Origin of the sequence: Amycolatopsis thailandensis, assembly GCF_002234405.1 — a bacterium.
Classification (GTDB): Bacteria; Actinomycetota; Actinomycetes; order Mycobacteriales; family Pseudonocardiaceae; genus Amycolatopsis; species Amycolatopsis thailandensis.
Genome location: NZ_NMQT01000193.1, coordinates 1 through 17,245, shown reverse-complemented (window position 1 = coordinate 17,245; position 17,245 = coordinate 1). Strand labels below are relative to the sequence as shown.

Sequence of the window (17,245 nt, the reverse complement as noted above, 5' to 3'; positions counted from 1 at the left end):
TGGCGAAGAACATATACCACCGACGCCAACCCCTCGATGGCCAGGCACGTCCCCAAGGGGGGCAACCGGCAGAACCTGACGACGGAGCAGAGCCCGGACATCGTCAAGAAGGCCGTGTACGCGGCCGAGGACTCGTCGTTCGAGACCAACTCCGGTTTCGACGTCGGCGGCATCCTGCGCGCGGTCTACAACAACGTCACCGGCGGCCAGGGCGGCGGTTCCACGATCTCCCAGCAGTACATCAAGAAGGCCACGGCCAACGAGGCGCCGACGCTCACCCGTAAATGGACCGAGCTGGCGAAGTCCTTCAAGATGAACAACCAGATGTCCAAAGAGGAGATCATCACCGCGTACCTCAACACCATCTACTTCGGCCGCGGCGCGAACGGCATCGAAGCGGCCGCGCAGGCCTACTTCAAGAAGCCGGCCAAGGAGCTCAACGCTTCCGAGGCGGCCCTGATGGGCGGCCTGATCCAGGGGCCGAGCAAGTCCGAGAATGAGGCCTACGCGCAGCGGCGCTGGAACTTCGTGATGGACCAGATGGTGGCGAACAAGTGGCTCGACCCGGGTGAGCGCGCCGCCGCGCAGTTCCCGAAGCCGATCCCCAAGGCGCAGGCGAAGGCCGACGACGCCGGGACGCTGAGCCTGCACATCCGCAACCGGGTGATCGACGAACTCGAAGCCCGCGGCTACGACCAGGACCGGCTGCACCAGGGCGGCTTCAAGATCACCACGACGATCGACCCCAAGGCGCAGAAGATGGCCGAGGAGTCCGTCGCCGAGGGGATGAAGGGCCAGACGGACGAGAGCATCCTGAACGCGCTGGTCGCGGTCGATCCCAAGACCGGCGGCGTGGTCGCCTACTGGGGTGGCCCGGACTGGACGAAGAACGACAAGGGCCAGGACGTCCAGGCGCACGACTGGGCGAACGTCCCGCACAACCCCGGTTCGGCGTTCAAGGCCTTCGACCTCGCCGCGTTCCTCAAGATGGGCAAGGGCCTCGGCGAGACCTTCGACGGGTCCAACAACCGGAAGTTCGACGCCGGCGGCGGCAACACCCGCACGATCCGGAACGCGGGCGAGAGTTCCAACTGCGGCACCCAGTGCACGGTCGCCGAAGCGATGAAGGTCTCCGCGAACACCGTGTTCTACGACATGGTGATCAACAAGACCAAGGTCGACCCGGTGGCGAAAGCCGCGAAGGAAGCCGGTGTGCGGACGGAGAACGAGGGCGGCAAGTCGGTCCTCTACCCCGACCTCAACATCGCGCTCGGCGGTGGCCGCACGGTGACCACGGCCGAGGACATGGCGGCCGGGTTCGCCACCTTCGCCGGTGAAGGTGTCCGGCAGAAGCAGCACTTCGTCGCGAAGCTGACCAACTCCCAGGACGAGGTCGAGTTCGACGAGACGGCCCCCCAGGGCTCTCCCGCCTTCAGCGACGACGCCGACAAGAGCAAGCAGATCGCCGGCAACATCACCGACGCGCTCGAAGAGGTCGTCCCGTACTCGAAGCTGAAGTGCCCGAAGGGCAACGACTGCGCGGGCAAGACCGGGACGCAGCAGTACGACTTCAAGGACAGCGACCCGGCGAGCTATCACGACCGCAACGCGCAGACCTGGATGGTGGGCTACACGCCGGGCATCTCGACCGCGGTGTGGGTCGGCGGCGACGGCAACAAGCCGCTGCACGACAAGAACAACAAGCCGATCTACGGGCGGACGATCGCCGGGCCGATCTGGGAAGACTTCATGTCCCGGTACCTGACCGGCAAGCCGACGGAGAAGTTCGAGAACGTCAAGCCGATCGGCAAGGACGCCAGGTCGGTGCCGACGACGACGGTTTCCAAGCCGCCGCCGGTGACGACGACCACACCCGAGACGCCGTCGACCACCGCGACGCCGACGACTCCCACCGAGCCGACGGAGCCGACGGAGACCGGTGGCTGGCCGACGAAACCGACCAAGCCCACCAGGCCGACCAGACCGGGACCAGGGACTTCGGATCCGTTGTTCCCGAACGGCGAAGATCCGTGACGACCGGACGAGGCAGCTGAAAAAGGTGTGCCGGGCCAACGCCCGGCACACCTTTTTCTTCGCGTCGGTGAACCTGAACCGATCCGACACGTCTTATACAGAGGAGACCTGCGACCGCAGGACCGCGCTCACCCACGGAAGGTTCGGAGGACGTCCCAGTGAACGACGATCCCCACGGCGGATGGCCAGGTCAGGACCCTGACCCCGCCCGTCGTCCGCAACGCCCGGCCGGACCGCCCCGCCGCCCCGCCGGAGGTCCGCCTCCGGGATACGGGCAGCGACAGGGTCCCGGCCCGCAGGGTTCAGGGCAGACGCCGTGGCAACGCCAGGGCCCGCCCCAGCAGCAGCCGCCACCGCGGCGTCCGCAGCGGCCGCCGGTCGCGCCGCAGCACGAGCCGGACCTCATCACGCATCACGAGCACAACGGCACCACTGACCGTGGCTACGCCGACCGCGGCTACGACGACCGGTACGACGATCAGTACGAGGACGAGCAGCACGGCCCGGAGACCGACGAGAACGGGAAGCCGATCCTCACCCCGGCCCAGCGCAAGAAGCGCCGGTGGAGACGGATCCGGCGAGTGCTGCTCGCGCTGTTCTGCCTCTTCTTCGTGATCCCGGCGATCGCGTTCGTGATCACCTACTTCGCCGTCGACGTCCCGTCGCCGCAGTCCATCGCGGCCACGCAGGGCCAGGCGGTGACCTATTACTACGCCGACAACACCGAGATGGGCAAGGACGTCCCCAAGGGCGGCAACCGGCAGATCCTGACGCCGGAGCAGATCCCGGACATCGTCAAGAAGGCCGTGATCGCCACCGAGGACGCCTCCTTCGAGACGAACTCCGGTTTCGACATCGGCGGCATCCTGCGCGCGGTCTACAACCAGGTGACCGCGGGCAAGGGCGGTGGTTCGACCATCTCCCAGCAGTACATCAAGGTCGCCAGCGGGGACGACGAATCGTCGCTCACCCGTAAATGGACCGAGCTCGCCAAATCCTTCAAGATGAACCAGACGTACGAGAAGAAGGACATCATCTCGGCGTACCTGAACATCATCTACTTCGGTCGCGGCGCGTACGGGATCGAATCGGCCGCGCAGTCGTTCTTCGGCAAGCCCGCCGGGGAGCTGAACGCGTCGGAGGCGGCACTGCTCGCGGGTCTCATCCAGCAGCCCGGCCGTTCGGAGAACCCGAAGGTCGCGAACGAACGCTGGACGGTCGCACTGAACCGCATGGTGCAGAACGGTTTCCTGTCCGCCGCGGACCGCGCGAACCTGCAGTTCCCGACGCCGATCCCGCAGGCCGACAAGCAGCAGGCCGGGGTGGTGAACCCGTTCATCCGCGACAAGGTCAAGGAAGAACTGGCCGCGAACGGCATCACCGACGACGTCTATTACACGGGCGGCTACAAGGTTTACACGACCATCGACCCGAAGGCGCAGGCCGCGGCCGAGCAGGCGGTCGCCGACGGGATGAAGGGCCAGACCGACGAGAATCTGCTGAACGCGCTCGTCGCTGTCGACCCCAAGACCGGCGGCGTGAAGGCGTACTACGGCGGCCCGTCCATCGTGAAGGGCCCCAACGGCCAGGACCTCAAGGGCCGTGACTGGGCGAACACGCCGCAGAACCCCGGTTCCTCGATGAAGCCGTTCGACCTCACCGCGTACATGCAGCTGGGCAAGGGTGGCATCAACTCGACGTTCGACGGGTCCAACAACCGGCAGTTCGGCAAGCAGACGATCCGGAACGCCGGTCCCGGCAGCTCGTGTTCGGCGCAGTGCACGGTGTCGGAGGCGATGCAGCGGTCGGCGAACACGGTGTTCTACGACATGGTCGTGAACCAGACCAAGCCGGGGCCGGTGGCACAGGCCGCCAAGGACGCCGGGGTCAAACCCGCCCCCGACGGTGTCTCCGAACTGTTCGCCGACAACAACATCGCGCTCGGCGGTGGCAAGACGGTCGTCAGCCCGGAGGACATGGCCGCCGCGTACGCGACTTTCGCGGGCGACGGCCAGCGGCGGAGCAAGCACTTCGTCGCCAAGGTGACCAACTCGCAGGACGAGGCGGCGTACTCGGCTCCCGAAGAGGCGAAGCCCGCGTTCTCCGACGACTCCGACAAGAGCAAGCAGATCGCGGGCAACGTCACCGAGTCGCTCAAGGGGGTCATCCCGTTCTCGAAGCTCAAGTGCCCCAACGGCCACGAGTGCGCGGGCAAGACCGGAACCCAGCAGCACACCTACCGGTCGGGCGAGCCCGCGTCGGCGAAGGACGCGAACTCGCAGACGTGGATGGTCGGCTACACGCCGTCGATCTCGGCCGCGGTGTGGGTCGGCGGTGACGGCGACAAGGCGCTGAAGGGCAAGAACGGCAAGTCGATCTTCGGTTCGACGATCGCCGGTCCGATCTGGGAGAAGTTCATTTCCCTGTACACGAAGGGAAAGCCGGGGGAGCGCTTCGACAAGGTCAAGATCATCGGCGGGGACGACAGCAACACCGTCCCGTCGACGCAGACCCCGCCGGACGACAACGACGACGGGAACGAGACCGGCACGCCGTCCACGGGCCCGTCGACCGGCTCGTCGTCCTCGCGGAACGAAGAGGACCCGCCGTCGAGCTCGAAGAACCCGCCGTCGTCGAGTGAGAACAACGGCGAAGAAGGCGGGAACGGTCCCGGCCGGGGTGGCGGGGGCAGAGGCGACAACGGCTAGCTTCGACCCAAGTACATGAAGGCCCCCTTCACTGCGTCTAGCGCAAGGAAGGGGGCCTTCATGTACTTACGGGGTCAGAGGGTGACGACGCGCCGTTCGGCACCCGAAAGGTGGGCGGCTTCGATGACCCGGAGCGCCTCGACGGCGGAGGCGGGATCGACCGGGAACTCGCCCTTGCCGAGGAGCGCGTCGCGCACCTGCGCGTAGAAGTCCTCGTAGCGGCCGACCTCGGTGGGCACGGTCTCGACGTCGTCGTTCACACCGAGCAGGCCGGCGTCCGACGGCGGTTCCACGGCCCAGCCGGGATCGCCCGGCCGCAGCCCGTCCTTGATCTGCGGCTCCTGGACGTCCAGGCCGTACTTCGTGAAGGTCGCCTTGTCGCCGAGCACGCGGAACCGCGGGTTCCGGGTCCCCGCGAGCGCGGACGCCCACAGGTGCGAGCGCACGCCATTGGTGTGGTGGAGGGCGACGAACACGTCGTCGTCGACGGACACCCCGGCGCGGCGTTCGTCGACCTCCGCGTAGACCTCGGCGACCGGGCCGAACAGCTGGAGCGCCTGGTCGACGATGTGCGCGCCGAGGTCGTAGAGCAGCCCGCCCGCCTCGGCGGGGTCGCCCAGCTCGCGCCAGTTGTCGCGCGGCTTCGGCACCCAGCGGTCGTAGCGGGACTCGAAGCGGAAGACGTCGCCGAGGACGCCCGCGTCGAGGACCTTCCGGACGGTGAGGAAATCCGAGTCGAACCGGCGGTTCTGGAACACCGTCAGGCCGACGCCCTTCGCCTTCGCGGCCTCGACGACCTTCGCAGCTTCGTCCGCCGTCGGCGCGAAGGGCTTGTCGACGACGACGGGCAGACCTGCCTCGATCGCCCGAAGCGCGAGCGGGACGTGCGTGCGGTTCGGCGTGCTGATGACGACCAGGTCCAGTTCACCCGCTTTGGCGAACAACGCGTCGGCGTCCGGCAGCACGTCCGCGGCCGGATAGTCGGCGCTGGCCTGCCCGACCCGGTCCGGGTTCGAGGTGACGATCGCGGCCGGGGTCAGCCCCGGCGTCGCGTCGACCAGCGGGGCGTGGAAGACGCGCCCGCCGGTGCCGTATCCGAAGATCCCCACTCGCAAGTCAGCCATGCGCCCATTAAACAACAGTGTTGCGTAATCAGCCAGTCATGGCAGGATGCGCGCTATGCCGGAGACCGGGGTCAATCTGCGCGGGCTGCGCCAGCACAACCGGGCGCTGCTGCTCACGCACATCCTGCGCGCGGGCGGACTCAGCCGCGTCGAGCTCGCCGAACGCACCCGGCTCACGCAGCAGGCCGTCTCGAAGATCGTCCCCGAGCTGCTCGAAGCCGGCCTGCTGGACGAAGAACGCCAGCCCGCGTCCGGCGTCGGCAAGCCGCGCACGCTGCTGCGGGTGCGCGCGGACGCCAGGCACGCGCTCGGCGCGCAACTCGACCGGGACTCCTTCCGGGTGGTCAGGACCGACCTGACCGGGAAGATCGTCGCGTCCCGAGGCGGTCCGCTGACCCCGGGATTCACTTCCGACCAGGCTGTTTCCGTTCTCGGCGACGCGACCGAGGCACTGCTCGACGGTGTCGACCGGGAACTCGTCCTCGGCCTCGGCCTCGGCTCCGTCGGACCGCTCGACCACCGCGAAGGCGTGGTCCGGGACGCCACGAACATGCCCGGCTGGCACCACGTCCCCCTGCGCGACCTGCTCGCGAAACGCACCGGGCTGCCCGTACGGCTCGACAAGAACACCAACGCCGCGGCCTTCGCCCAGCACTGGCCGGAGGGCGATCAGGCCGCGACCGCCGTCGTGCTCGTCGGCACCGGCATCGGCGTGGGCCTGCTGATCGACGGCAGGCTGTACCGCGGGCCGCGGACCAACGCGGGCGAGTTCGGGCATACGACGCTCGCCTTCGACGGACCGCGCTGCGCGTGCGGGCGCCGAGGCTGCGTCGAGGTGCTGCACAACTCGGCGGCGACCACGGAGGAGGCGGCCGGCCTGCTGGGAATCGGGCTCGCCGACCTCGTCCAGGTCCTCGACCTCGAGCGTGTCGTGCTGACCGGGCGGTCGGTCCGCGCCGAGCCGGAGGTGTACCGCGACACGGTCTCCGCGCGGCTGGCCGAACTGCTGCCTTTGCCGCACTGGCAACGAATCCAGGTCGACCTCGACGAGATGGGCGACGACGTCGTCGCGTTCGGCGCGGCGGCCGAGGTGCTCGCCGGGTTCTACGACAGTGGCGATATCACCGGGTGGGCAGCGCCTAGGCGCTAACATCCGCCACGTGTCCGACCAGACGACCCAGCCCGAGGCTCCGCTTTCCCTCACCCCCGGCGAGCGGGTCATCCCGAGCTGGAACGAACCGCTCGTGGCCGCGGCCTCGCGGCCGATCGGCGGACCGCTCGGCGAACACGCCGCCGTGGGACGGCACTGGTTCTGGTCACCGCAGCGGGTCGGACTGCTGCTGGCCTGCCTCGCGCTGCTGCTTTCGTGGTTCGGCAAGGCGTCCTGCATCCAGGAGTACACCGACGATTCCGGGACCCACCAGCTCGACTGGCGGGCGGGCCGCCCGTTCGTCGCGATGTGTTACTCGGACATCATCCCGCTCTACAGCTCCGAACGGCTGAACAATCCGGACACCTTCCCGTACGTGACTTCGTGGACCGAGGACGCGGGCACGGCGAAGGAGACGACGCGGTATATGGAGTACCCGGTCGCGACCGGGTTGTTCCAGTGGATCAACGCGAAACTCACCGAAGCGTGGCTCTCGGTCGCGGAATCGGGCTGGCTGCCCGGCGCGCTCCCGGTCGCCGTCTACTTCAACATCTCGGCGCTCTGGCTCGCCCTGGCCTGGCTCGTCACGGTGTGGGCGACCGGCCGATCGCTGAAACGCCGTCCGTGGGACGCGGTGCTGGTGGCGATCGCGCCGCTGGCGCTGGTCCACGTCTTCACCAACTTCGACGCCATCGCGACCGCGTTCACCGCGACCGCGCTGCTCGCCTGGGCCCGGCGACGACCCGAGGTCGCGGGATTCCTGCTCGGCCTCGGCGCGGCGGCGAAGCTGTATCCGCTGCTCCTGCTCATCCCGCTGTTCTTCCTCTGCCTGCGCGCGGGCAAGCTCAAGCAGTGGGCGCTGACAGCCGGGCTCGCCGCGACGACGTTCGTGGTGGTCAACGTCCCGTTCGCGCTCGCCGCGCCGACCGGCTGGTGGGAGTTCTTCCGGCTCAACACGGTGCGCCCGATGGATCCGGACTCGCTCTACAACGTGATCTCCCATCTGTCCGGCTGGGCCGGTTTCGACGGGAAACTCACCGCGGGCCAGACACCGGTCGTGCTCAACGCCGTCGTCGTGGTGCTGTTCCTCGCCGCCTGCGCCGGCATCGGGTACATCACGCTGAAGGCGCCGCGCCGCCCGCGGCTCGGCCAGCTGGCCTTCCTCGTGGTGGCCGCGTTCCTGCTGACCAACAAGGTGTGGAGCCCGCAGTATTCGCTGTGGCTGGTGCCGCTGGCGGTGCTCGCGATCCCGCGCTGGCGGCTGCTGCTCGGCTGGATGATCATCGACGCGCTGGTCTGGGCGCCGCGGATGATGTACTACCTCGGCGTCGACCACAAAGGCCTGCCCGAGGACTGGTTCCTCGGCACCGTCGTCGTCCGCGACCTGGCGGTGCTGGGTCTGTGCGCGCTGGTGATCCGCGACATCTACCAGCCGCGCACAGACCCCGTCCGCCTCGCCGGTGACGACGATCCGGTGGGTGGATTCCTCGACGGCGCCCCCGACGCGCGCACTGTCAACCGCGCTTCAGCACGTCGGGCCCAGGACGCTCCAGCTTGATGTGCTTGCCGAAGTCCTCGGAACCGAAGTCTTCGATCCGGACGACGACCGTTTCGGGCGAGGTTTCGACGAGACGGCAGGTGAACCAGTCCTCGCCGTACTTGACCGACCAGCGGTCGGCGAGGACCGCGAGTCCTTCGGCCTCCAGCAACGCGACGGAATCGTCGAAGGCGGCGGGCCCGCCGAGCGGGTAGCCGAAAACGGTCAGGGCCTGCCAACGGGTTTCCGCGGCGGGGGCGACGTAGCCGACGTGCTCGCCGTCCTCCGCCCGGTACACGGTCCGGTTCTTCATGCGGATCAGGTTCGACCCTCCCGCCGCGTGAGGGTCAAGCCGATTCAGCGGACGGTGTAGCCACCCGTGCTCGTCTGGAAGAACGGCACCGGGCCGGTGCACGGCAGGACGTCTTGCTCGATGCCGCCGTAAGCCCAGCTCCAGCCGATCCGGTCGTGACCGCGCGGCTCGTCCTGGACCGAGAAGCCGACCCGGCGGCCGACGACGTTCACCGGGAGGCCGGGGATGTCGGCACGTTCGATCACGCCGGTCAGGATGGCGAGGCTTCCGGCCCGCGAGACGCAGTCGACCTTGCCGTCGAAGTCGGCGACGAGCTTGCCGTCCTTGGTCACGTGATTCACGTGGAACCGGCCCGAGGACTTGCCGGGTTCGCCGAACGCGGCGAAGTCGAACCGGACCGGGTCGTTGTCGTAGCCGGGGAACGTCAGCGGTCCGCCCGCCGACCCCAAGACGACCGAACCCCGCTCCGGCGCCGCGCTCGCCTGCGTCGCCCCCAGCGTTCCCGCCACGGCGGCCAACACGGCGACAGCGGCGATCTTGCGTTTGATGTTCATGAGCCGAGCCTCTCGCGATCCGCGCGTCCGGCCCTCCCGCCGGCGGGGGAACGGCCTCCCGCTCGGGTAGCACGAGCCGGTCCGTGAAGGCCTCCTTGAGGGACCCAGAATCCCTCAAGGAGGCCTTCACGGACTTCAGGCGGAGGCGACGCGTTCGCGGAGGTACGCGATGTCGGCGGCCTGGCCCTCGGCCGGGGTTTCGACGATCACGGGCGCGCCCGCTTCGGCCGCGACCGCGGCCAGCACCTCGGGGTCGATGGTGCCGTCGCCGCCGACGACGTTGGCGTGCCGGTCCCGCGTGGAACCGAACTCGTCGCGCGAGTTGTTGAGGTGCACCAGATCGATCCGGCCGGTGATGGCCTTGACCTTCTTGACCGCCTCGGTCAGGTCCCAGCCCGCCGCGTACGCGTGGCAGGTGTCGAAGCAGAATCCCGCGCCGAATTCGCCGACCTTGTCCCAGAGCCGGGCGATCGTGTCGAGGTCGCGGGTCATCGCGTTGTCGCCGCCCGCGGTGTTCTCGATCAGGATCGGCACGGCGAAGCCGCCCTTTTCCTGTTCACGCTCGAAAAGCTTGCGCCAGTTGACGAGACCTTCTTCGACGTCTTCCGAGGAACCGACGTGACCGCCGTGCACGACGAGCCCTTTCGCGCCGATTTCGGCCGCGCCGTTCGCGTGTTGCGTGACGTTCTTCCGCGACGGGATGCGGATGCGGTTGTTCATCGACGCCACGTTGATCAAATACGGCGAGTGGATGAACACCTCGACCGGCGACTCTTTGATCGCTTCGCCGTGCGGGTGGGGTTTGGGAGCTTTCCAGCCCTGCGGGTCGGAAAGGAAGAACTGGAGGACCTCGGCTTCGCGTTCGGCGACCGCGGAGAGGGGATCGTCGTCGCGGACATGGGCACCGATTTTCATGCTGGCAACTTACCCTCGCCGCTTTTTCCCCGGCGCGGGCCGGATGGTCACGCTCGTGGGGTAGCGTGAGCGCGTTCCGTTAAAACCGCGTTGGGTCTTGAGGGGCGGAGGACGAACTCGATGGGGAAGACTGCCGGGCGGATCACGGCACTGGGTTTCGCGCTTTCGGTTTCGGCCGGGCTCGCGTTCCCGACGTTCGCGATGGCCGCCGAGGAGCCGAATCCGACCCTTTCCGGCGAATGCGCGTCGACGCTGCAGAACGGGAAGACCGCCAACGGCCTCGTTCTCGACGCGGGCGCCCCGCTCAACTCGCCCGAGGCACTGACGGTCGGTTTGGACTCCAAGGCCAAGACAGCCCAGGGACGCAAGCCGCTGCTCTCGTTGCCGGTCGGCGATCTGGTCAAGGCGACCGGCCTGACCGACAACGCGGTCGGCGATGTCGTCGCGAAGGGCGTCTGCCCGACCGCGCAGGGCGCGGTGAACACGGTCGGCAACCTGACCCAGGGCATCGCCAAGGAGGTTCCCGGACTCCCGGAGATCCCGCCCGGTCCCGGCCCTGGCCCCGGCCCGAAGCCGCCAAACCCGCAGCCCCAGCCCCCGAAGCCTGGTCCGGGTCAGCCCGGTGGTCCGGGCACCGAGCTCCCCGTCGAGTCCGGCCCTGGTTCCTCCACCGGTATCGGCGGCGACTCGATCGCCGGTGTCATCAGCAACGCCGCGCTGCTCCCCGGCAACTTCGTCCAGGCGCCGGTGATCACCGAGATCATCCCGGGCGAGGTCCCGCCGCCCACCGTCGACGAGAAGGACACCGGCCAGGCACAGGCCATTCAAGCGCCGGTGGCCCCGGCCAAGCTGCCGCTGCTGCTCGCGGTGCTGGCGCTGGCCGTGGTCGCCGCCGCTCTGGTCCGCGCCTGGCTGCGAGGCAAAACCGCCTGACCTTCACCCTCGGTGACACCCGCTTCCACTCGAATGCCTGACCTCTTCGAGCGAGCGGGCGTCACTTGTCTCCATTAGCGTCGTTATGCGGGTAGGTGACCCCGACGACGGAGGAGTCGAAGGCATGCGCGAACGGACACGGAGGGCGACCGCCCTGGGTGCCTCGGCCTTCATTCTCGCGGGCTCGGCCGCCCTCGCCATGCCAGGCACGGCCGCCGCCGCCGAGACCAAGACCGCCGCCTGCGGCGGATCGGTGACCGCCAAACCCGGCGACAAGATCGTCGGCAAGACCCTGCTCGGCCTCCCGGTTGACCTGGGTACCGTCGGTCCGGTCTCCACGATCCTCACCGGTGTCCTCGGCACGGTCTGCAAAGTGACGGTGACCGTGGTGAACGCCGTCGTCGCGCCGGTCCCGGTGATCGGCGAACCCGCCGCGGAAGCGCTCAACGGCGCCGTCACCGGCACCACCCAGGCGCTCACCGGCGGCGGCAAACCCGCCCCCGGCACACAGCCCCAGCCCCAGCCGCAGAAGCCCGGCACCGGCACGCCCGGCGCCGGAAACCCGCAGACGGGCGGCCCCGCCGGCACGCCCGCGCAGGGCGGCACTCCGGCCGGTGGCGGCATCCCGGCGGCGAACAGCCCGCTGCTGCCCGGCACCTTCACCCCGAACTTCGGCGGCCTGCCGTTCGGCATCAGCACGGGCTATGCCCCGATGCGCGACTACAGCTCCATCCCGATGGCGACGGCCGGTCTCTTCAGCCCGTCGCCCGGCATCCGGTACGGCGGGCAGATCCCCGGTTACGCGCCGCAGTTCGGCATCGCCGCCGAGGGGGAAAACGCGGCGGGCAATCCGGACATCCAGAATGCGGGACAGGCCGAAGCGCTACCGAACGTGAGCAACGGATTCACTCAGGACGGGAAACTGCCGCTGCTGATCGCCGTTTTGGCACTCTCCGGAGTCAGCGCGGGCCTGGTCCGCACCTGGGTCCTCCGCCGAATGGCCGCTACAAGTTAGTCCTACCGCCTAGTATCTTCTTGGTCACTCCCTCGTTATCCCCGTTGGCAGTGCTTTTCCCGCTGGTGAAAACCAGGCGCACTGCTTCACGCCCCCACCGACCCGGAGGATCGCGCTCGTGCGGAAGACCACCATCTGGCAGACCACCCGCAAGGCGCTCACCGTCACCGCACTCGCGACCATGGTCACCGGTGGCGCGCTCCTGACGGCGGGCACCGCCTCCGCGGCCACCACGCTGGCGAACGCGTGCAGCGGCACGGTCAACGGCGGGATGGGCGACACCGTCGCGATCACCGGCACCTCGGTCAAGGAGCTGGTCCGGGCGGGCGCGAAGGAAGCGGGCACGCTGGCCCTCTACGACGTCGCCGCGAACGACATCGCCAAGGTCAACACGATCACCGTCGGCACGGTCCCGCAGTCGGCGGGCGGCCCGGTCGAGGCGAAGGCGATCGGCACGGCCGTGCGCAAGGCGGTCAAGGACACGAAGTCCTGGGGACTCGGTCTCAACCCCGAGAAGACGCTGGACAGCATCGAGCACAAGGTCACCGGCAGCTGCGGCCTGACCACCGTCGCGACGAACTACGTCGCCCCCACCCTGCCGGCGCCGAGCACCACCGCCCCGCAGCAGGGTGGCACCGGCGGCGCCGCGAACGGCGCCCAGCCCAACACGAACCTGCTCCCCGGCGGCAGCAACGGCACCGGCTACGCCCCGCCGCGCGACTACGGCAACCTGCCGGTCGCGCAGCCGGGTGTCGCGGTGGCGCCGGGCGTGCGTTACCCGGCCAACAGCCCGCTCCCCGGTGAGGGCGCCCCGCAGTACGGCACGGACGGCCAGGCCGGACAGGGCCCCGACGTCCGCAACGCGGGCAACGCCGAAGCGCTCGCGACCGACGGCATGCCCGGCGGCGACGTCCAGCTGCCGATGCTGCTCGCGGTGCTCGTCCTCGCCGGCGTGACCGCCGCGCTGGTGCGCACCTGGGTCCTGCGTCGCGTCTCCTGACCGCCAGGTACGCTTACCTGGACAAACCCTCCTGCCACGGACAGTCCGTGGCCGCGAGCCCATAGGAGGTGAGTGGTTGTGTCACGCCATTACGAGGTAATGGTCATCCTCGACCCCACGCTCGACGAGCGTACGGTCGCCCCGACCCTGGACAACTTCCTCAACGTGATCCGCACTTCGGGCGGAAGCGTGGAGAAGGTCGACGTCTGGGGCCGTCGCCGCCTTTCGTACGAGATCAAGAAGCACGCCGAGGGCATCTACGCGCTCCTCGACCTGAACTCGACTTCGGAAGCGGTCAAGGAGCTGGACCGTCAGCTCTCGCTGCAGGAGACCGTGCTCCGCACCAAGGTCATGCGCCGCGAGATCAAGCGCGCCGCGACCGCCGCCGCCAAGGCCTGAGCCGAAGGACTTTCCCGATGGCTGGAGACACCGTCATCACGGTGATCGGCAACCTCACGTCCGACCCGGAGCTTCGCTTCACCCCTTCCGGTGCGGCGGTCGCGAACTTCACCGTCGCGTCCACCCCGCGCACGCTGGACCGTCAGTCCGGTGAGTGGAAGGACGGCGAGGCCCTGTTCCTGCGCTGCAACATCTGGCGTCAGGCGGCCGAGAACGTCGCCGAGTCGCTGACGCGTGGCGCGCGAGTCGTCGTGCAGGGGCGCCTCAAGCAGCGGTCTTTCGAGACCAAGGAAGGCGAGAAGCGCACCGTCGTCGAGCTCGAGGTCGATGAGATCGGCCCGTCGCTGCGCTACGCCACCGCCAAGGTGAACAAGGTCAGCCGTGGCACCGGTGGCGGTGGAGGCGGCGGCTTCGGTGGCGGCGGCGGTGGCGGCCAGTCCGGCCCGCCCGCCGACGACCCGTGGGGTTCCGCCCCGCCCGCCGGTGGCGGCGGTGGCGGCGGTTTCTCCGACGAGCCGCCCTTCTGACCAAGGCAGGTGCGTCCACCGCGGGCGAAAGCTCCGCGAGACGCCTCGAGACAACCACTACGTAGAAATCCAGGAGTAATACCGTGGCCAAGCCACCCATCCGCAAGCCCAAGAAGAAGGTCTGCGTGTTCTGCAAGGCCGAGAAGAAGGGCCGCCCGGAGAACATCGACTACAAGGACACCAACCTGCTTCGGAAGTACATCTCCGACCGCGGGAAGATCCGTGCCCGTCGCGTGACCGGCAACTGCAGCCAGCACCAGCGTGACATCGCCATCGCGGTCAAGAACTCGCGTGAGATGGCGCTGCTGCCCTACACCTCGACCGCGCGCTAAGGAGGCACGTCAATGGCGAAGATCATTCTCACCACCGACGTCGCCAACCTCGGTGGGCCCGGCGACATCGTCGAGGTCAAGGACGGCTACGCACGCAACTACCTGCTCCCCCGCGGCTACGCCATCGTGGCCACCAAGGGCGCGGAGAAGAACGTGCGCACGATCAAGCGGGCGCAGGAGAGCCGTCGCATCCGCGACCTCGACCACGCCAAGGAGATCAAGGCGACCCTGGAAGGCCTCGGCGCCATCCAGCTCAGCGGCAAGGCGGCCGAGGGCTCGAAGAAGCTCTTCGGTTCGATCACCACCGGCGAGATCGTGGACGCGATCAAGGCCGCGGGTGGCCCGCTGCTCGACAAGCGCGTCATCGAGCTGAAGGACCACATCAAGACCGTGGGCAAGCACTCGGTCGGCGCCCGTCTGCACCCCGACGTCCGCGTCGACGTGCGGCTCGAGGTCAAGGCCAAGTAACACCGCTTCAAGCACAGGGCGGGACGTCTCCATTCGGAGGTGTCCCGCCCTTTGTTTTACGGGGAACCCCACCCCGCCGGGCCACGTCTTAAGCTTGACTGGGGATCAAGGCATTATCGAGACTCGACGTCGAGGCACGGGGACTCAAAGGGGATCTGGAACCAATGGCTTACGACAGCAACGCCGAGCGGAACCGGCAGGAGAAGGTCGCGGTGTCCGCGCCCGCCAACCCGGATAAGCCTTCGTCGACGTCGGGTGGGGGCGGCGGCGGGTTCGCCTTCGACAAGGACAAGATCGACGGCATCATCAAGAAGTGGACGGATCTCCAGGTCGAGCTCAAGAAGGACTTCGCCGACGCGACGCTGATGGCGAACGTCAAGGCACCCGGCAAGGAGTTCGCGAGCGGCGACTGGGAGAAGCTGGCCAACCCGTCGGGCAAGGCGTTCCTGGAGCAGAACCAGAAGATGCAGGACTACGTCAAGAACTACATCGACCAGCTGACCGCCGCCAAGCAGAAGATCGCCACGAACGAAGCCGAGACGCAGGCCTCTCTGAACAAGCACAAGGCCGTGTGATGCGCCGTTCCCTCGTTCTCCTCGTCGCGGCCGGCGCGCTGGTCGCGGGCTGTTCGGGCACCAAGAACGGCACCGCCGGCTCGGACCCGTCCTACACGACCGGGGCCGGTTCCCCCAGCGCGTCGAGCGGCTCGTCCGGCTCCGCGCCCAAGGTGGCCAGCCCTTTGAAGACCTCGTCGATCGAGACCGACGCGTGCTCCGCGCTTTCCGCGGCCAAGCGGTCCGAGCTCGGGCTGAGCGAAGGCGAGCGGCGGACGACGAGCGTCGGGCCGGGCTGCTCGATCTTCGCCGCCGAAGACCGGCTGAACCAGATCGAGATCAGCCCGGTCCTCGCGAACAAGAACGGCCTCAGCGACGTCTACGACACGAAGGCCAACGACGCGTACTTCGAGGAGACGCAGGTCTCCGGGTACCCGGCGGTCTACGCCGCGGCGCTCGACGGCCGCAAGAGCGGCAAATGCGGCCTGTTCGTCGGCGTGACCGACCAGCTGGCCGTGAACATCCTGGTGCAGTACGACAACGGGCCCGGCGCGAGCGATCCGTGCCCCGTCGCGCTCAAAGTGGGGGAAGCGATGATCCAGACGTTGAAGGAGGGCTGACGCGTGTTCCTGCTGCCGATCATCGCCGGGTACTCGGCCTACAACCTGGCGACCACGAAATCCGGCGACTTCGAAGCGTCGGGCGGCGATCGCAAGATCGATTGCTACAACATCTGGGAGAAGATCGTCACCGGTCCCGGTACCGGGTCGATCCAGGAGGGGCAGGCCGCGGCGACCCGGCTCAAGGCCGGTTACCAGGACAGGCTGACCACCATCGACAACCTGTCGAAGGAGATGGACGCCGCCTGGACCGGCAAGAGCGCCGAAGCCGCGCAGCAGTCCGGCGCGCATCCGCTGCGGGCGTGGATGGACGACTCCGGCAAGAAGCTGGTGGACTCCGACAAGTACCTCGGCGAGCAGAACACCGCGTTCACCACGGTGAAGGCGAAGGTGCAGCAGGTCCCGAAGGATCCGCCGAAGAACAACCTGCTCAACTCCATCACCCCGTGGACCACCGACACCGACCGCGCGATCCGGGACTACAACTCCAAGGGTCAGGCGAACGTCGACGCGTTCAACGAGTACTTCAAGGCCAGCTCCGAGAACGGGAAGGGCCTCCCCACCTACAACAAGATGGAGGGGCAGAAGTCGAACGTCGACGTCAACGGCGGTGGCGGCGGCAAGGACAAAGACAAGGACGGCAACGGGAACGGCCAGGGCGACCGCAACGGGAACAACGGCATGCCGGGCATCTCGACGCCGCCCGGTTCGATGCCGCCCGGCGGGATGCCGAACGTCCCCGGTTCGAACATGCCGGGCATCGGCACCCCTCCGGGGGCGAACATGCCAGGGGCGAACCTGCCGGGCAGCAACATGCCGGGCATCGGTGGACCGGGCTCGAACATGCCGGGCGCGAACCTGCCCGGCGGGCAGTACAACCCGAACCTCCCCGGCAGCAACTACAAGCCGCCGTCCTGGGACGACGGGACGAGCGCGTCCGGCTACACCCCGCCGAAGATCCCCGGCGCCGGTGGCTTCGGCCCGGGCAGCGGCGGGGGCGGCGGTGGCGGGGCCGGCTTCGGCGGAACCGACATCCCGGGTGCGGGCGGCTTCGGCCCGGAC

General features: G+C 68.5%; 18 protein-coding genes. 14 read left to right on the top strand and 4 right to left on the bottom strand.

Annotation, left to right across the window (positions count from 1 at the left end; translation table 11 throughout):
• Together CFP71_RS40930 and CFP71_RS40925 are read left to right on the top strand one after the other, a co-directional pair.
• Positions 1-2,034 (top strand): transglycosylase domain-containing protein (locus tag CFP71_RS40930; RefSeq protein ID WP_244200022.1); only part of this gene is annotated, 2,034 nt, incomplete at its 5' end.
• Positions 2,035-2,192: 158 nt separating this feature from the next.
• Positions 2,193-4,742, top strand: coding sequence for a transglycosylase domain-containing protein (locus tag CFP71_RS40925; protein WP_093939263.1), 2,550 nt, complete (start codon positions 2,193-2,195; stop codon positions 4,740-4,742).
• A 74-nt stretch (positions 4,743-4,816) separates the two neighbouring features.
• On the opposite strand, the gene CFP71_RS40920 is transcribed toward CFP71_RS40925, so the two are convergent.
• Entirely contained in the window at positions 4,817-5,851 is a 1,035-nt protein-coding gene (locus CFP71_RS40920) for a Gfo/Idh/MocA family oxidoreductase (RefSeq protein ID WP_425266649.1), read from the bottom strand.
• Between the two features lie 70 nt (positions 5,852-5,921).
• On the opposite strand from CFP71_RS40920, the gene CFP71_RS40915 reads away from it, so the two are divergent.
• The gene (locus CFP71_RS40915) at positions 5,922-7,016 is read left to right on the top strand and encodes an ROK family transcriptional regulator (protein WP_093939261.1); all 1,095 of its coding nucleotides are present in this window, start codon (positions 5,922-5,924) and stop codon (positions 7,014-7,016) included.
• A gap of 10 nt (positions 7,017-7,026) precedes the next feature.
• A complete protein-coding gene (locus CFP71_RS40910) occupies positions 7,027-8,574 on the top strand; it encodes a glycosyltransferase family 87 protein (protein WP_093939260.1) in 1,548 nt (515 codons plus the stop codon).
• Here the strand turns inward: CFP71_RS40910 and CFP71_RS40905 are convergent.
• The 3 genes from CFP71_RS40905 to CFP71_RS40895 all read right to left on the bottom strand — a co-directional run bounded on the left by CFP71_RS40905 (position 8,531) and on the right by CFP71_RS40895 (position 10,335).
• Positions 8,531-8,866, bottom strand: coding sequence for a hypothetical protein (locus CFP71_RS40905; protein ID WP_093939259.1), 336 nt, complete (start codon positions 8,864-8,866; stop codon positions 8,531-8,533). The genes CFP71_RS40910 and CFP71_RS40905 overlap by 44 nt on opposite strands.
• A 44-nt stretch (positions 8,867-8,910) precedes the next feature.
• A complete protein-coding gene (locus tag CFP71_RS40900; RefSeq protein ID WP_093939258.1) occupies positions 8,911-9,420 on the bottom strand; it encodes a hypothetical protein in 510 nt (169 codons plus the stop codon).
• Positions 9,421-9,555: 135 nt separating this feature from the next.
• On the bottom strand, positions 9,556-10,335 hold the full coding sequence (locus tag CFP71_RS40895) for a deoxyribonuclease IV (protein WP_093939257.1): 780 nt from the start codon (positions 10,333-10,335) through the stop codon (positions 9,556-9,558).
• 120 nt (positions 10,336-10,455) lie between these two features.
• Here CFP71_RS40895 and CFP71_RS40890 point away from each other — a divergent pair, with 120 nt between their 5' ends.
• From CFP71_RS40890 to CFP71_RS40845, 10 genes are all read left to right on the top strand, one after another.
• Positions 10,456-11,268: a hypothetical protein gene (locus CFP71_RS40890; protein WP_093939256.1), complete on the top strand. Its 813-nt coding sequence runs from the start codon at positions 10,456-10,458 to the stop codon at positions 11,266-11,268.
• A gap of 124 nt (positions 11,269-11,392) precedes the next feature.
• On the top strand, positions 11,393-12,283 hold the full coding sequence (locus tag CFP71_RS40885; RefSeq protein WP_093939255.1) for a hypothetical protein: 891 nt from the start codon (positions 11,393-11,395) through the stop codon (positions 12,281-12,283).
• Between the two features lie 118 nt (positions 12,284-12,401).
• Positions 12,402-13,283, top strand: a complete 882-nt coding sequence (locus CFP71_RS40880; protein ID WP_093939254.1) for a hypothetical protein — start codon at positions 12,402-12,404, stop codon at positions 13,281-13,283.
• 78 nt (positions 13,284-13,361) lie between these two features.
• Positions 13,362-13,682, top strand: coding sequence for a 30S ribosomal protein S6 (rpsF, locus tag CFP71_RS40875; protein ID WP_016338288.1), 321 nt, complete (start codon positions 13,362-13,364; stop codon positions 13,680-13,682).
• A gap of 17 nt (positions 13,683-13,699) precedes the next feature.
• On the top strand, positions 13,700-14,209 hold the full coding sequence (locus CFP71_RS40870) for a single-stranded DNA-binding protein (RefSeq protein ID WP_020632569.1): 510 nt from the start codon (positions 13,700-13,702) through the stop codon (positions 14,207-14,209).
• 83 nt (positions 14,210-14,292) lie between these two features.
• The gene (gene rpsR / locus CFP71_RS40865; RefSeq protein WP_005168122.1) at positions 14,293-14,541 is read left to right on the top strand and encodes a 30S ribosomal protein S18; all 249 of its coding nucleotides are present in this window, start codon (positions 14,293-14,295) and stop codon (positions 14,539-14,541) included.
• A 12-nt stretch (positions 14,542-14,553) separates the two neighbouring features.
• Positions 14,554-15,009, top strand: a complete 456-nt coding sequence (gene rplI, locus CFP71_RS40860) for a 50S ribosomal protein L9 (protein WP_020632570.1) — start codon at positions 14,554-14,556, stop codon at positions 15,007-15,009.
• A gap of 164 nt (positions 15,010-15,173) precedes the next feature.
• Positions 15,174-15,584 carry a hypothetical protein gene (locus CFP71_RS40855; protein ID WP_167406464.1) on the top strand — a complete coding sequence of 137 codons (411 nt, stop codon included), beginning with the start codon at positions 15,174-15,176 and terminating at the stop codon, positions 15,582-15,584.
• A complete protein-coding gene (locus tag CFP71_RS40850; protein ID WP_093939253.1) occupies positions 15,584-16,183 on the top strand; it encodes a DUF3558 domain-containing protein in 600 nt (199 codons plus the stop codon). Before CFP71_RS40855 ends, CFP71_RS40850 begins: the two co-directional genes overlap by 1 nt.
• Positions 16,184-16,186: 3 nt before the next feature.
• Positions 16,187-17,245: PPE domain-containing protein (locus CFP71_RS40845; RefSeq protein WP_093939252.1), on the top strand; the 1,059-nt coding region annotated here is incomplete at its 3' end.